The organism is Ruegeria sp. (assembly GCF_965243365.1).
Taxonomy (GTDB): Bacteria; Pseudomonadota; Alphaproteobacteria; order Rhodobacterales; family Rhodobacteraceae; genus Ruegeria.
The window spans coordinates 752,921-768,405 of sequence record NZ_CBDEUW010000002.1 but is presented as its reverse complement, the minus strand read 5'-3'; the positions used below and the strand labels follow the sequence as shown (position 1 = coordinate 768,405).

The 15,485-nt window shown below is 55.9% G+C and carries 11 protein-coding genes and 1 tRNA gene; 9 read left to right on the top strand and 3 right to left on the bottom strand.

Annotated features, from left to right (window positions below; translation table 11 throughout):
- Positions 1–3: 3 nt before the first annotated feature.
- A complete protein-coding gene (locus tag ACP0GE_RS07515; RefSeq protein ID WP_424831361.1) occupies positions 4–1,446 on the bottom strand; it encodes a hypothetical protein in 1,443 nt (480 codons plus the stop codon).
- 84 nt (positions 1,447–1,530) lie between these two features.
- On the opposite strand from ACP0GE_RS07515, the gene ACP0GE_RS07510 reads away from it, so the two are divergent.
- The 4 genes from ACP0GE_RS07510 to ACP0GE_RS07495 all read left to right on the top strand — a co-directional run bounded on the left by ACP0GE_RS07510 (position 1,531) and on the right by ACP0GE_RS07495 (position 6,573).
- Positions 1,531–3,957: a DUF4238 domain-containing protein gene (locus ACP0GE_RS07510; RefSeq protein ID WP_424831360.1), complete on the top strand. Its 2,427-nt coding sequence runs from the start codon at positions 1,531–1,533 to the stop codon at positions 3,955–3,957.
- Between the two features lie 318 nt (positions 3,958–4,275).
- Positions 4,276–4,527 carry a DUF3489 domain-containing protein gene (locus tag ACP0GE_RS07505; RefSeq protein WP_424831359.1) on the top strand — a complete coding sequence of 84 codons (252 nt, stop codon included), beginning with the start codon at positions 4,276–4,278 and terminating at the stop codon, positions 4,525–4,527.
- A 7-nt stretch (positions 4,528–4,534) separates the two neighbouring features.
- Complete coding sequence (locus ACP0GE_RS07500) at positions 4,535–4,945, top strand: DUF2924 domain-containing protein (protein WP_424831358.1); 411 nt, start codon at positions 4,535–4,537, stop codon at positions 4,943–4,945.
- Positions 4,945–6,573: a recombinase family protein gene (locus ACP0GE_RS07495; RefSeq protein ID WP_424831357.1), complete on the top strand. Its 1,629-nt coding sequence runs from the start codon at positions 4,945–4,947 to the stop codon at positions 6,571–6,573. The genes ACP0GE_RS07500 and ACP0GE_RS07495 overlap by 1 nt, the downstream gene beginning before the upstream one ends.
- 181 nt (positions 6,574–6,754) lie before the next feature.
- Here the strand turns inward: ACP0GE_RS07495 and ACP0GE_RS07490 are convergent.
- Positions 6,755–6,829, bottom strand: a tRNA-Gln gene (locus ACP0GE_RS07490).
- A gap of 251 nt (positions 6,830–7,080) precedes the next feature.
- Complete coding sequence (locus ACP0GE_RS07485) at positions 7,081–7,587, bottom strand: SH3 domain-containing protein (RefSeq protein ID WP_424833824.1); 507 nt, start codon at positions 7,585–7,587, stop codon at positions 7,081–7,083.
- 153 nt (positions 7,588–7,740) lie between these two features.
- Here ACP0GE_RS07485 and ACP0GE_RS07480 point away from each other — a divergent pair, with 153 nt between their 5' ends.
- From ACP0GE_RS07480 to ACP0GE_RS07460, 5 genes are all read left to right on the top strand, one after another.
- The gene (locus ACP0GE_RS07480; protein WP_424833823.1) at positions 7,741–8,727 is read left to right on the top strand and encodes a 2-hydroxyacid dehydrogenase; all 987 of its coding nucleotides are present in this window, start codon (positions 7,741–7,743) and stop codon (positions 8,725–8,727) included.
- A 122-nt stretch (positions 8,728–8,849) separates the two neighbouring features.
- Positions 8,850–10,643: a gamma-glutamyltransferase gene (gene ggt / locus ACP0GE_RS07475; protein WP_424831356.1), complete on the top strand. Its 1,794-nt coding sequence runs from the start codon at positions 8,850–8,852 to the stop codon at positions 10,641–10,643.
- Positions 10,644–10,737: 94 nt separating this feature from the next.
- Positions 10,738–12,138: an FAD-binding oxidoreductase gene (locus ACP0GE_RS07470; RefSeq protein WP_424831355.1), complete on the top strand. Its 1,401-nt coding sequence runs from the start codon at positions 10,738–10,740 to the stop codon at positions 12,136–12,138.
- A 94-nt stretch (positions 12,139–12,232) separates the two neighbouring features.
- Positions 12,233–12,442 carry a hypothetical protein gene (locus tag ACP0GE_RS07465; RefSeq protein WP_424831354.1) on the top strand — a complete coding sequence of 70 codons (210 nt, stop codon included), beginning with the start codon at positions 12,233–12,235 and terminating at the stop codon, positions 12,440–12,442.
- Between the two features lie 291 nt (positions 12,443–12,733).
- A complete protein-coding gene (locus ACP0GE_RS07460; RefSeq protein WP_424831353.1) occupies positions 12,734–15,241 on the top strand; it encodes a GcvT family protein in 2,508 nt (835 codons plus the stop codon).
- Positions 15,242–15,485: the final 244 nt, after the last annotated feature.

Genomic DNA, 15,485 nt, shown 5'->3' with positions numbered 1-15,485 from the left:
CCGTTAATATCTCACCAACGCTCCTACGCGATAAGCTACAAGCGACTTAGTGCCATCGTTTACGAAGAGCTTCAAATTCACTATTCGCGCAGTAGGGTCTCTTTGCTCGATATGATCAAAGCTGCGACTTAACAACTTCCAGACATCCAAAATGGAGAGCTTGCTTCCATGATAAGGAATAGAAAATTCGTTTCTAGAAATCAGATCAGTGCGAAATTGCTCAAAACTGCAGCGGATGAACTCGATCGGCTTTAGTGTTTCTATTTCTCTTGTTGCCGTGTACGCCCAAACATCAAAGTCTATCGAAAAAATCTCTAGATCGCGTTTTATGTGGACGGCTTCAAACCCAGCTGTGTCAGCAAGTTGCCCGTTCCTGTCACAGGCCTGAATCGCATGCCGGACCGTGTTCAAACACAGCAGGCTAGAAACAACCGTAGTTGGGTAGCTCATGTCCAACACCAGCGCCCGATCTTTTTTTACTCTATGAGTTGTGAGCCTTATTTTGATTTCATTCCCGCTACTAACCGATTGCTCCCTGAATTCCTCAAGTGGTTCTGGCGCGTAAATATCTGCAAGTGATTCCTTAATGACGATGTCGTGTACAACGGCCATCAAGAACCGTGCTTCGCCCTTGTACTCGTCTTGTTGGTTCGGGTCCCAGCGATGAGGACTCTTGAGAGAATGGTGCCTAAGTTTTCCTCGTAGTAGGACGAGAGATTTTATCTTATCTTGAAGACTTGCATCAGCTTCGAACAGATCAAACTTCTCTTTTCTTTCGGTTTGATTTGACACGGTAAGCTCTTTTGTAACTTCCTCGATGCTGGAGCGCAAAACTTGTTCATTTGACAGCAATCTAACCTGCTGCGCTGTCTTAGTTTTTCCATCGCAGTATCGTGTCTCCAAAAACAAGAACATATTGTTGTAGGCATCCACGTACCTCCCGGCTTCAAAGGCGAGCCGACCTTCACGATAGTGGGATGTCGATTCAATTCGGTCGTCTGGGATCGGATTGGCGCAAAACGCTCTACCGATCTGTTCGAAATCGCAGGAGGAGTTGAGTGCGTGGTCAAAGCTAGATTTGAAAGAATTCAAGCCAATGCGAGGTTCCTCTTCGATACTCTCCGCATGGTACCGTATCTCGGGGCTATCGTAGTCCAAGTTGATGATTTGAATGCCACTGACAACGGCTTGCCAGTTCATTATCCTCTTTCTAGCTAGGTTCGCAAAGCCGCCATCGGCAATTTTCAGCTGCGTTCTCCCGCTTGTTTCACCGGGCTGCACAAAAATTGGCGCGTGCTCGATACTCACACCAGAAAAAGAGAGGCACACTCTCTTAAGAACGTTACCTTCCCGCTCCAAGGAAAAGGTCATATTCTCCTGCTTGAGGGGCCAACCTTCCATGACTTCGACATGGTTCTTCACGTCAAAGGCAACCGTGACTATCATGCTACGAATTCCTTGCTTTCCAATCAGTAGATATTCAGCTTGTCCCAAGCAGATTGCGCCGTCGGCGGGAGAATTGATTTTTCTATGAGTGGAAAGGATATCACAAGAGACAATCACTACGTGCCGATTTGGCACCAAAAAGGCTTTGTTTCGAGCGGTAAGGCAAAGCTCCACTATTTGAACATGTCGCCCGATGAAATCCATCTCCCCGACGGGCGCATCAAGCATCATCGCGACCTATTCGAAAGCTACCCTTCCCAGTGCTTTTACCAAACTGATCTCTACAGCACGTTTTTTGGCGCACAGGTGAATGATGAGATTGAGCGGAAGCTCTTTGGCGATATCGATACCGGTGGATCAAATGCTGTTCGAGCGTTTCTTGAAGACGACATCTCGGCGTGGCACGAAAACTTCCAGAACCTCTTCGTATACCTTGATGCTCAAAAGTTCCGCACTCCCAAGGGCCTAGAGTGGATAAACTCAAGGTATCCGTCCTTGGATCAGAATGCCCTAATGATGGAGATGCAGGGCGTCCGTGCGATCAACTGCACACTTTGGAGCGAGGGTGTGCGCGAAATCGTCTCCGCGCGACCGGCAGGAGTCAAATTCATCCTGACCGATCATCCGGTCGCAATCTACAACTATGCCTGTTCACCGGATCACTCGCGTTGCGCATATCCTAATGATCCGTCGATTACGCTGAAAGCCAGCCAGACAATCTTCCCACTGGATCAAGATCAGTGTTTGATCCTGACAAACTTGGAATACGCGCAAGAACCGGATTTGGCCGATCCGCTGGAAAAGCGCACCCATGCGCGTCAGGTACGCCAGTCCTTGGTCCGCACGGACAAATTCATCAAGACGCGCGAACTTGGCGATGCGGAAGTCATAGCGATCAACCATGTCCTGAAATCCCGCGCGAAAAGGTTTATCGCGGCAGGCAATCGGGATTGGCTCTGGCCGGAAAAGGCGGTGGAAGGGACGTGGCAGGATATCCGGCAGGTGCTACTGCCGCCCAAGGACGAGCTTTGGAGCTTCGGAGGGGAGACATACGTTCGCTATAAGGACGGAAGCGTTGACTATCAGGATGCGTATGGCCGCAAGACCAAATCCGCAGATTTTCTGAACAAGGACGTCAAGGAGTCCGATCTGGGAGTGAACGATCCGTGCGGGTGCGGATCGGGCAAGAAGTACAAGAAATGCTGCAAGGATAAGCCGAAATCCAAGCGGACAAGTTGGAAGGTTCTGAGTATTCGCGAGCGTAATCTTGGATTTTTCCGAGCGATCAACGCGATCCTGGGACTGGACGCAGGCAAGGACTGGGACGATGTCCGCCGCGAGCTTGACGAGGACAAAGTAAAGAGAATTCATGAACTCTACGGCTACACATGGCCGTTGGATACTGATCTCTTCGAGCTATTGCCGAAACCGGATGGGAACACGCGGGCACTCTACGCGGGCATTCTCGATCCACGCACGACGCCGTTCATAGTCTCGAATGCCTGCCTGTATTTCGGCGATGTTATGGTGCAGAATCCATTCATCAATCCAAATCAGGTCAACTCTGAATTCTCGCCTGTCGAGAACCCGCATTCTTATCTTCTTCAGACTCTGAAGAATTTGCTCTTCTTTTTTCAGCTCTTTCCACTGATCGAGAGCGGGCGCGTCAATCTATTTCCTGACCCGTCATCGGTTGATCCCATTCTGCAGCGCGAAGTCATGGAGCTTGCGCAGCAACGCTCGGAAGGTATGCGAACTTTCGAGCGCGACGCGGAGATCATGAAGACCCTCCATGAGCAGGATTTTCAGCAGACGCTATGCATGCTCCCTAAAGCTTCGCAGGAAAGTATGGCGCGGCGGGCCGACCCGAACGCGCCGGAAGAATATGTGCAGTATTATCTGAGGCATCTGGAACAAATGCGCGAAGACAACCCGCTCGTGCTGCTGAGGGACGATGTTTTCAAAGGCGGCGAAGGCGGGGGGCAACTCACGCCTTTTCAGATGGCACCGAACTTCGAGATGATGTTGATGATAGCTCAGGCAGCGGGAGCATTTATTGTGACCGATAGCCATCATCGGTGGGGAGAGCTTCAGCTTTCAAGTCACCGTGATGCGGGCATCCAACGATCACGCGCACCCAAGTTGATGGGGCACGTCTCTAAAACTCCGCTGCCAATTTGCGAGGAACTATTGGGTGCCGATGCGATGCTGGGCGATGGCACGTTGCAAGAGCATCGTAAATGGATCGAGAGGCTAAATGACGACCTGTCAGCGACAGATGCGCCGCTTCCAGAGGACAAGCTGATCCATGAGTTTGATCGCGCCACCGGCGATGCGGAGCGCCAGTTTGGTGACAATGCAAGTGCGGGCTTTGCGGGTCACTTTCAATACTTGACTCCTGCGGGAGGCATCTATCACAACAATGTTCGCAGGCTCATGGTGCGAAGTGGCATTGATGATCTTCCAGACCGTATTTCGTTGGCGGTGCGAATGGATATCGCTGGGATTTAGGATAGAACTCGATGAGAATATCGTTCGATCAGGGTGATTGCACGAACGTTCCTATCTGCAAGGACACAGTTAAAGTGCTTTAGGCTCAGGTTTCAAAACCTTGTCGCGCGACGACCACCTCAATGTCCGCTTTCGATGAGTCGACCGCTTGATTTATCTTTTGCAGCGAATTTCGGCTCTCCGCCCGTTCTCTAACAAGCCACTGGACTTCCAGGCATTTGAGAGCGGTACTGTCGTTACGAAACATCGCCCGGGATCGCCGGGCTCCACTCAGTACCGGACGAAGGATTGGCCTTCGCAAATGAGTGGAGAGAAATGGTGACGGAATCCGCACAGAAAACCAAAGTCGCGAAAGCAAAGGTCGTAAAGGCGAGGCCTGCGCGAAAGGGACAACTGACCAAACTGCTAAGCCGCAAGACCGGCGCTACAATTCCACAAATGGAGAAGGCATTCGGCTGGCAGCCGCACACGGCCCGGGCCGCGATATCGACACTGCGCAAAGCCGGGTTTCCGGTAGAACGCTCTGATACCGATAAAGGAACTGTCTATCGTATCGTTGCGAAGGCCTGAGGCTATGATGAACAAAGGCGTATCGAATCTTGAGCGGGCAATCAAAAGCATCGACATGCTGGACCGGCCGGGCTGCCTTAATCACTGGCGGGAAGTGTTCGGTCGCCCCCCGCCGAAGTACCTCTCGCCTCAATTCATGAAGCGGGTTCTGATCTGGGAACTACAAAACAGGGAGCTGGGAGACTTATTGGCGAAGACAGAACGCCGACTGAAACAAATTTCGTCTGGCAAGACACCGCCTGCGCAGGCGAAGCCGGGTTCGCACCTGGTTCGGGAATGGAATGGGCACACCTATCAGGTTGAAGTGATCGACGGTGGCTATGTCATGGATGGAAAGGCGTGGCGGTCCCTGTCTGCCATAGCCCGGCACATCACAGGCGCCCGGTGGTCCGGGCCGCGCTTCTTTGGGGTTCAGTGATGCGACGGATCCGCTGTGCCATCTATACCCGCAAGAGCTCGGAGGACGGGCTGGAGCAGGACTTCAACTCGCTGGATGCCCAGCGAGAGGCGTGTGAGGCCTATATCGCCAGCCAGAAACATGAGGGCTGGGAGTTACTGCCGCATCATTATGATGACGGAGGCATATCGGGCGGTCATCTGGAGCGCCCAGCACTTCAGCGTCTGATGCAGGCTGTGGACGGGAAACGCGTCGATCAGATTGTGGTCTACAAGATCGACCGCCTGACACGTTCTCTGGCCGACTTTGCCAAGCTGGTTGACCGGCTGGCCGCGGCTGAGACATCTTTCGTATCTGTCACGCAAAGCTTTAACACCGCCACTAGCATGGGGCGCCTGACCTTGAACATGCTGCTCAGCTTTGCCCAATTTGAACGTGAGGTCACGGCAGAGCGCATCCGGGACAAAATCGCCGCTTCCAAGAGGAAGGGCATGTGGATGGGTGGGAGTGTGCCACTGGGCTATCAGCCAGATGGTCGAACACTGAAAATCGACGAGACCGAAGCCGATACGATCAGGACGCTTTACGACCTCTATCTGAAACTTGGCACCCTGCGGGATGTAAAGGAACGGGCAGAGGATCTCGACCTCAGGTCCCGGCGCCGTGAAAGGGCGGGCGGTCGAATCTCGGGTGGAACGCATTTCGATCGTGGTCATCTCCAGCATATTCTGAGCAATCCGGTCTATGCGGGCCGAATCCGGCACAAGAAACAGGTCTATGATGGACAGCATCCAGCCATCATTGATCCGACGGTTTGGGACAAGGTTCAGGACATGCTGCAGAGCGGGGCAGCGGTTGCTCGCGGCTCCAGACAAAAGGCGACAAGATCACCTTTGGCGGGCAAGCTCTTTGATGAAACCGGCGATCGTCTGACGCCCAGCCACAGCCGAAAGAACGGAAAAAGACTTCGCTACTATATCTCCCGTAGACTGGTCAAAGATCGCAGCCGGAAACATCCGGATGCCTGGCGGCTGCCAGCAGATCAGGTGGAGGAATTACTGGCTGAACTGGTGGGGCGGCATCTGACCAGACCCGGTGCGGTGGTCGCAATGACCGAAGATTTGACGGCAGCCGAACTGACAGACGTATCGAAAAAGCTTCAGGATCAGGGCGATGCAACGGAACTACTGGCTTTGATCGAACGGGTTGATCTGCAACCTGGTTCCCTGACGGTACGGCTGGACATGGCAATGCTTGCTGACCGCCTTGGCAGTAAACAGGAGCAGATCAATCTGGCTGAACTGACAATCGAAGCTCCATTCCAGATGCGCCGGCGTGGCGTGGAACTGAAACTGCATCTGGGCGAGGCACCGGCGGAGATCGACAGAACGCTGGTGCAGAACATTATGAAGGGGCGTAGCTGGCTGGCAATGGTCATCGCAGGCAAAACCTTCTCTGAGATCGCCGACTCCGAAGGAGTGTCGAAGCGCCGTGTTCAGGACGTGACCAACCTGGCATTGCTCGCGCCTGAGGTTCTTGACCGCATCGCTGCCGGCGAACAACCCGATTGCCTCACCACGGATTACCTGATCAAGACGCGGTTCTCGGCTGTCTGGTCAGAGCAGCACGCACAGTTCGCATCGCTCTGAAACAAAACACCCTGAAATCTGCAAACTCGTACCGCCGGAATCGCAAACAGAGACTACGGCGTGAAATCGGCCCGTATCTTGCTCTGGATTGCGTCTCTGCCGAAATCCCAGTCTGCCAAGCGTCCGAAATCACGCGACAATTGCGCGATGAACTTTCAGCGTCTGAAAACAGGGACATTTGTGGCTGGGGTGGTAGGATTCGAACCTACGATACACGGTACCAAAAACCGCTGCCTTACCACTTGGCTACACCCCAACGGTGAGCGGCTGTTTACGGCTGTTGCTTTCCGGGTTCAAGGGCTTTTTGGACAAAAAACAACCCGGGTTGAAATTTTCCCGAAGGCGTTTGTGGTCCTGATCCGTTCGTTCAGGAAATGAGCCTCTATGCAGGTCGGATAGAGCTTAAACACCTTTGGGGTTGGGCCTTCCGGTCGATTGTATTAGCCCATCCAATGAAAGGACCAGAACCACCCATATCGGGTTGCCGAGAAGTCTGAAGCACAAAGACTATTCCCGGACTTCCGTCCGATCAACGCCCCACAAATTGGTCTTCAGGGTCCAGCCGCGGTATCCGCCCGCTGAGATTCGGCACCAATCGATCGAGCAACTGCCCAGCCGTGCCACCACTCCGGTTTCGAAATGCGCATTGACCTGTGAGTTTTGATTTGGAGTGGCGTATACCGGCACCAGATCCGGTTCGACCAATACAGTGCGGACCCCAGACAACAATGCGTAGTGAACCCAGCCTCCGGCGCCGTCGCGATCCTGAACACGGCGCCAGTTGCCGTATTCTGCCGTGATCTGCAACGGCATGCCGCGCCGTTTGAAAACCCAATCGATTCGGTGGGTAAGAGATGGCCCCCGACGTACATTGCCTTCAGCGGCTTTCATCGAGACATAGCGGGGTAGGGGCAGGTTTGTCACTTGGCCGCGCTTGTCCTGGGCGTTGGCCGCAAAAGCTGCGAACGCCACCAGAAACGCGGACACCAACGCCAGACTGTGGCGTTTTACCATTAAAATAGCACTCACTGCCTGCCTGCTCTTATACCTGTTGATCGTTCTTCGAAAAAAGGTTGCGTCTATGCCAATGGGGTTCTTGTGCCCCGCCTGATCCTGCGCCACGATGCCATGGCGCGCGCGCGATTGCAAAGCAGTGGGAGGGCTGAGGTGCCAAGAGAACGTCTGAGTGTTGTCGTAACGCGACGGTTGCCCGAGGCGGTAGAAACTCGACTGAGCGAACTTTTCAACGTGCACCTGCACGACGACGACGCGCCCATGACCCGCGATCAGCTTGTGGCTGCCGTGAAACAGGCGGATGTGCTGGTACCGACCATCACTGACACGATCGACGCGGGGATTCTGGGACAGGCGGGCGAGAACCTTCGGCTGATTGCGAATTATGGCGCGGGTGTTGATAACATAGACGTCCAGACTGCGCGGCAGCGCGGTATCTTGGTTTCAAACACACCGGGTGTGCTGACAGATGATACAGCGGACATGACGATGGCCCTGATTCTGGCGGTCACGCGGCGTATCCCTGAAGGTATGGGCACAATGCAAACGGGCGATTGGCCCGGCTGGGCACCGACCGCGCTGTTGGGCGGGCGTGTCGGCGGTCGTCGGCTGGGGATACTGGGTATGGGTCGGATCGGGCAGGCCGTCGCCCGGCGTGCCCACGCGTTTGGAATGCAGGTGCATTACCACAATCGCCGCAGACTGCGTCCCGAGATCGAACAAGAACTGGAGGCCACCTATTGGGACAGCCTTGACCAGATGGTTGCGCGCATGGATGTCATCTCGGTCAATTGCCCTTCGACGCCGTCGACTTTTCACCTGATGAATGCGCGGCGGTTGAAGCTGATGAAACCCTCGGCTGTGATCGTGAACACCTCGCGCGGAGAGGTTATTGATGAAAACGCCCTGACGCGGATGATCCGGTCGGGTGAGATTGCCGGGGCCGGGCTGGACGTGTACGAACACGGAAACAATGTGAACCCGCGTTTGCGGCAACTGCCTAATGTTGTGTTACTGCCCCATATGGGTTCGGCCACTCTGGAGGGCCGTATCGAAATGGGCGAGAAAGTCATCATCAATATCAAGACATTTGAGGACGGCCACAGGCCCCCGGATCAGGTTGTGCCGTCTATGCTCTAATACGTCCTGATGGGTCTAAGTTGCTCGTCAGGTCATGACTTTCCACTTTGCACCTGCGGTCTGGCGCGCGTTTCGCTGTGCCGGGGGATTAGAGTGGATTCAGCCAGAAAAGGAACGAGCATATGCGTACCAATTGGATTTCAGGTATTCTACTGACCTCGGCGATTTGTACTGCACCGGTCATGGCGCAGGAAACAGCAGATGCCGTGTCACCCGAGGGTGCAACCCAAGGTGACGTCCAGGGTCTGACGGACCAGGTCATCGCCGCGTTGGAAGCCAAGGCTGCGGGTGTCCCGGTCGAGGCTGAGAACTGGATGGTCGCTGCGGCCAACCCGTTGGCCGTCGAGGCCGGAGCCCGTGTTTTGAGCGCGGGTGGGACGGCAGCCGACGCCATGGTGGCGGTGCAAGTCGTCCTGGGCCTTGTCGAGCCGCAATCCTCCGGCCTGGGCGGTGGCGCGTTTCTGATCTGGTATGACGCGGCTTCGGGTGAGCTGACCACGCTTGATGGGCGTGAGACCGCGCCGTTGGCTGCAACGCCCACGCTGTTTCAGGACAAGACCGGAGAGCCATTGAAATTCTTCGATGCAGTGGTCGGCGGGCTTTCCGTCGGCACCCCGGGAACTCCGGCGTTGTTGGAAGAAGCCCACCGGCGTTGGGGGCGCAGCCCATGGCCGTCCTTGTTCGCGGACGGTATCCGGCTGGCAGATGAGGGCTTTCTGGTTTCTCCTCGCCTTGCAGGTCTTGTTGAACGGGACGCAGAGCGCTTGTCGCGGTTCCCGGCAACGGCTGCGTATTTTCTGCCTGAAGGTCAGCCTCTGTCGCAAGGACAGCGACTGACGAACCCGGAATATGCCCAAACGCTGCGGACTTTGGCGGCGGAAGGGGCCGCAGGGTTCTATGGCGGGGACATTGCCGCCGACATTGTTCGGACGGTCCGCAACGCGCTGGGCAATCCGGGCGTTTTGTCGGGCACGGATCTGGCACTTTATCAGGTGATCGAGCGTGAGCCGGTCTGCGCAGCCTATCGGGCTTATGAGGTGTGCGGCATGGGGCCACCGTCTTCAGGAGCGCTGACGGTCGGGCAGATTCTGGGCATGCTGCAGGGCTATGATCTGGCCGCGATGGGCCCGGAAGATCCGCACGCATGGCGGTTGATTGGCGATGCATCTCGTTTGGCTTTTGCGGATCGGGGCCGGTACATGGCTGACAGTGATTTTGTGCCGATGCCAACCAAAGGTCTGGTTGATCCGGAATATCTTGCGCAACGCGGTGCCTTATTGTCCGAGGACGTTTCCTTGACCGAGGTTGGTCCAGGCAAACCCCAATTCGATCATGCCTTGAACTGGGCGGATGATATCTCAATAGAATTGCCGTCAACTTCTCACATCTCGATTGTGGACGCCTATGGCAACGTGCTGTCGATGACGACCACGATCGAAAACGGTTTTGGGTCACGCCTGATGACGAACGGGTTCCTGCTGAACAACGAACTGACGGATTTCTCGTTCCGGACACATTCTGACGGCGTGCCGATTGCAAACCGGTTGGAGCCGGGAAAGCGGCCGCGTTCTTCTATGAGCCCGACTATTGTGCTGCAGGACGGTACTCCGGTTTTGGCCATCGGATCACCCGGAGGCAGCCGCATCATCGGATATGTGGCAAAATCCATCATTGCTTGGGCGGATTGGGGCATGGATGTTCAGCAGGCGGTGATGCTGCCGCATCTTGTCAATCGTTTCGGAACCTATGATGTCGAGCTTGAAACGGCAGCTGAAGGCTATACCGACGCCCTGATCCAACTGGGATTCGAGGTCAATCCCCGTGACCTGACCTCGGGTCTGCACGCCATCGAGATTGGGGAGGTTCTGAAGGGTGGCGCTGACCCCCGGCGCGAAGGGATCGCGCTGGGCGAGTGACCCTGATTGTAAGTGGGGTATTGCCCATCCACAGCGGGCCTTCTAGTCATTGACCGGAAGGCCTGCGTCGGGTCGGACCTTGCGGAGGGATACCATGGTACAAGCAACCCTGTTGCCTCGGAATGCGGACGGGATTGAAACCGTGATCGGCATCCTCAGACAGCGGTTTGGCAATCGCCTGCAAACAAGCGCTGCGATCCGAGAACAGCATGGCCACACCACAACGTGGATCGAGAACCAGCAGCCCGATGCCGTGGTCTTCCCGCAGTCCACGGAAGAGGTGTCCGAGATTGTCCGGACCTGTGCCACCCACAAAGTACCGGTCATCGCCTTTGGCACGGGGACATCTTTGGAAGGCCATGTGAACGCCCCCGCCGGAGGTATCTCGGTGGATTTAAGCCAGATGAACAAGGTTGTGGCCGTCCACGCCGGCGATCTGGATTGCGTGGTGCAACCCGGCGTTACGCGTGAGGACCTGAATACCCATCTGCGCGATCAGGGCCTGTTCTTTCCGATCGATCCCGGAGCCAATGCCTCACTCGGCGGCATGGCCGCAACCCGGGCTTCGGGCACCAACGCGGTGCGCTATGGCACGATGAAGGACAATGTTCTGAGCCTTGAGGCAGTCATGCCTGACGGGCGGATTATCCGCACCGGGCACCGGGCCCAAAAGTCTTCGGCCGGGTATGATCTTGCGCGCCTTTTGATCGGGTCCGAGGGCACCTTGGGTATCATTACCGAACTCACTCTGCGTTTGCAGGGCATCCCCGAGGCGATCACCTCGGCCCGGTGTTCGTTTCCTTCGGTCGATGCCGCGTGTCAGGCTGTGATGATGACGATACAGTATGGTATTCCGGTCGCGCGGATCGAGCTGCTGGATGAGATGTCAGTTCGTGCAGCAAATGCCTATTCTGGTCTGGAACTACCAGAAACGCCGTTGTTGCTGCTTGAATTTCATGGCTCTGAAAGCGGCGCTGCCGAGCAGGCAGATACCTTTGGCCAAATCGCCGATGAATTCGGTGGGTTTGACTTTGCCGCAACCTCGACGACCGAAGAACGCAACAAGCTTTGGCAAGCGCGGCATGATATGTATTGGGCCTGTCTGCAGCTACGCCCCGGTGCGCACGGGATTTCTACCGATATCTGCGTGCCGATCTCGCGCCTTGCGGAAAGTGTCGCCCAGACCCAGGCGAAAGCGACGGAGTTGGGTCTGCTTGCGCCCATGGTTGGTCATGTTGGGGATGGAAATTTCCACCTGTTGTTGCTGATTGACATGGATAATGCAGAAGAGATTTCGAAGGCGGAAACCTTTGTCGGATGGTTGAGTGATCTGGCAATCGGGATGGAGGGTACCTGCACGGGTGAACATGGCATAGGGCAGGGGAAAAGGCCGTATCTGGTCAAGGAACTGGGGGCTGCGACTGATTACATGTCGGCAATCAAGGCCGCATTAGACCCCGATAACATAATGAACCCAGGCAAAATTCTACCTTGAGCTGTGCATCAAAATTGTCATTTCCCGTCACTAGGTGGCCGCAATTGAGTGCGACAATCACCCTGAGAGCAGTATTTTCGTTCTGAGGTATTTTATGGATTTGTTGCGCCTTTTAGGCCTCGGTCTGGTCGCGGTTTTGGTTTTATTGGGTATCGATTACTATCAGCAGGATAAAAAACATGAGGGCAGCCTGTCCTTTGACGGATATATCGCGACCGTAGAGAAACGGTTTAACCTTTTTCAGCGAGAAGAGGTCACGGAAGAGGATGAACGCGGCCAGGATGAACACAGTCGCGAAGGTTAAGCACCGCGCCCTCCCAACACCTGAGAAACCGAGCGCGTCATTTGAACAGCGATCAATCTGACGCCGCGCCGGATTTTTTGTCCCATGATCTACTAAATGACGGCGATGGAACGGTCAAAACTGTTCCAAACGGTGCTCACTCTTTGAGAGTGGAATGACACGGCGACTAAAAACAATAGCCTGCACCGGTTGCGGGTCGTTTTTAATATCTCACTGGTCGGATGGCTGTCGCGGTTATAACGGGAATTGCGCCATATGGTGGCAAGCTAATTCAAGGGGGGATTCCCGACTATGAAAACCCAAGTCAAAGCACTGGTTGTTGGCGGCGGCGCCGTCGGAACCTCGATTGCCTATCATCTGGCCAAAGCGGGCTGGGACGATGTGATGCTGATCGAACGGGATGAGTTGACATCCGGGTCCACATGGCACGCCGCGGGCCTGCTGCCGCTGTTCAACATGTCTTACGCGACGACCCACATCCACAAATACTCGGTCGATTTCTACAAGACGCTTGAGGAAGAAACCGGTCTGAACGCGGGTTTCGCCGTGGTCGGCAACCTGCGCATGGCTCAAACGCAAGAGCGTATGGACGAATACATGCTCTACGCCTCCACCGCTGAGACCTGCGACGTTGCCTACGAATGGCTGACGCCTGAGCAGATCAATGAACGCTGGCCGCTGATCGAAACTTCGGACCTGAAGGGCGCGATTTACCACACTGAGGACGGCTACATTAACCCCGCCGATGTGACTCAGGCCATGGCCAAGGGGGCCCGTCAGCGCGGGGTCGAGATTGTGCGCAAGATGCAGGCCGATGCGTTCCACTGGAATGGCACCCATTGGGAGGTCACCTGCACCAAGATGGTCGAAAAGGGCGGCAACCTTGTCGAAAGCGACGAGCAGGTTGTGATCACTGCTGAGCATGTCGTGACTGCATCGGGCAACCACGCACAGCGCACCGCCAAGATGCTGGGCATCAAGATGCCAGCCATCCCGGTCGAGCACACTTTCATCGTCATGGACAAAGACCCCGAGCTGGTCAAATGGCGTGAGGCAGGAAACCCCGAGCACCCCGTAGTGCGTGACGCCGACAATGAATCCTATGCGCGCGAAGAGCGTGGTGGCTGGATTCTGGGTATCTACGAACACGGCGCGCCTGCGCGGTTTGAACACGGCGTGCCGGACAGCTTCCGTGCAGACCTGTTCCCGCTGGATCTGGACCGGATTGCTGATCAGTACATGGCGATGGCTGAACGTGTGCCCTCTTGTGCCGAATCCGGCTTGAAAGACGATTTCAACGGCCCGATCTGCTACACCCCCGATGGCAACCCTCTGGTTGGTCCCGCTCCGGGTCTGCGCAATATGTGGCTGGCCGAGGGCTTCTCGTTCGGTATCACTGCTGCAGGCGGCACCGGTTATTATCTTGCTCAGATGATGGTCGATGGCGAAGCCGAGATCGACATGGCCTCGCTGGACCCCAAGCGTTATTCGTCCAACTGGATGACCACCGAATTCGCGGCCCGCAAGAACGAAGAGTGCTATGAGCACGTCTACATTCTACACCACCCGGATGAAGAGCGCGAAGCCTGCCGCCCACTGCGTACCGTTCCGGCTTATGACCTTCAGAAAGCGCGCGGAGCTCAATTCGGCTGGGTCAACGGTTGGGAACGCCCGAACTACTATGGCCCGCTGGACGCTCCGGACAACTTTGACAAGGAAAGCCGTTCGTTCCGCCGTGGTGGCTGGTGGCAGTATGCTGTCGAAGAGGCCAAGGCGATCCGCGAAGGCGTTGGCTTGATCGACGCGTCAGCCTTCACCAAGCATGTCGTCAAAGGCCCCGGTGCGACCCAGTTCCTGGATTGGTTCACCTGCAACAAGCTGCCCAAGGTCGGACGCATCAACCTGACCTACGCGCTGACCTCGCACGGCACCACCCGCACCGAATACACCATCGTCCGCAATGGCGAGAACAACTACTACATCGTCTCTGCCGGCGCATGGACTGAATACGACGCCGATTACTTGCGTAAGGCGGCCGAGGACAAGATGGAGGAGTTCGGTTACATCGAAATCCAGGATGTGACCACCCAGTGGGGCGTCTTTGCCATCGCCGGACCCAATTCGCGCGACGTTCTGAAAGAGGTCATCAAGGACGCTGACCCGGAAACCGCGCTGTCCAACAAGCGCTTCCCGTGGCTGTCGGCCCGTCAGATCGAACTGGGCATGTGTCCGGTCAACGCGATCCGCGTGGCCTATACTGGTGAGCTGGGTTGGGAACTGCACCACCCGATCGAAATGCAGAACTACCTGTTCGACCTGCTGGAAAAAGCCGGTGAGAAGCACGGTATGAAGCTGGTCGGCGCCCGCGCCCAGAACTGGCTGCGTCAGGAAAAATCCTATCGCGCCTTCGGTACTGAACTGGGCCGCGACGCGACCCCGCTGGAAGCCGACCTGCCGCGCTTTGTCGACCTGTCGAAAGATTTCTACGGCAAGGCCAAGCTGGAAGAGACCGGTGTGCGCTTCAAGTGCTGCACCCTTCTAATCGACGGACCAGACGATGCCGACCCGTGGGGCCGCGAGGCGCTCTACACGCCGGAAGGCACACGCGTGGGTCGTCTGACCTCGGGTGGCTACTCGGTGGCGTTCGAGAAGTCCATCGGCATGGGCTATGTGACGCCTGATCTCGCGGTTGAAGGCACCAAACTGAAGGTCAAGATTCAGGACAAACTGTGGGAGGCGGTTGTGACCTGCGACAGCCCTTACGACTCGAAGAACGAAACCATCCGCAAGGACGGCTGAGCGTGATCCTAAGATTAGGCGGCGCGATCTGAATGCGTCGCCTGCGGCGACACATGCCGCTGGCAGAGGTATTTAAGAACAAGAGAAGGGGGCAGGTGGCAAGATCCAGCCCCCCTGCTTTTGGCGAGGGGGGCCTTCTCCTGTTACGGTCATCGGCGCCTCCGCCCGTACCGCCTGACAATGTTCAGACATTTAGGTTAAGAAACCGTTTCTTCTTCTGTTCAAAAATACCTCCGCCGGAGGC

What these genes read in the sequence shown, in the direction of transcription:
- ACP0GE_RS07515 (WP_424831361.1), bottom strand. Translation starts at nt 1,446, where the DNA reads ATGATAGTCACGGTTGCCTTTGACGTGAAGAACCATGTCGAAGTCATG.
- ACP0GE_RS07510 (WP_424831360.1), top strand. Translation starts at nt 1,531, where the DNA reads ATGAGTGGAAAGGATATCACAAGAGACAATCACTACGTGCCGATTTGG.
- ACP0GE_RS07500 (WP_424831358.1), top strand. Translation starts at nt 4,535, where the DNA reads ATGAACAAAGGCGTATCGAATCTTGAGCGGGCAATCAAAAGCATCGAC.
- ACP0GE_RS07495 (WP_424831357.1), top strand. Translation starts at nt 4,945, where the DNA reads ATGCGACGGATCCGCTGTGCCATCTATACCCGCAAGAGCTCGGAGGAC.
- ACP0GE_RS07485 (WP_424833824.1), bottom strand. Translation starts at nt 7,587, where the DNA reads ATGGTAAAACGCCACAGTCTGGCGTTGGTGTCCGCGTTTCTGGTGGCG.
- ggt (WP_424831356.1), top strand. Translation starts at nt 8,850, where the DNA reads ATGCGTACCAATTGGATTTCAGGTATTCTACTGACCTCGGCGATTTGT.
- ACP0GE_RS07470 (WP_424831355.1), top strand. Translation starts at nt 10,738, where the DNA reads ATGGTACAAGCAACCCTGTTGCCTCGGAATGCGGACGGGATTGAAACC.
- ACP0GE_RS07465 (WP_424831354.1), top strand. Translation starts at nt 12,233, where the DNA reads ATGGATTTGTTGCGCCTTTTAGGCCTCGGTCTGGTCGCGGTTTTGGTT.
- ACP0GE_RS07460 (WP_424831353.1), top strand. Translation starts at nt 12,734, where the DNA reads ATGAAAACCCAAGTCAAAGCACTGGTTGTTGGCGGCGGCGCCGTCGGA.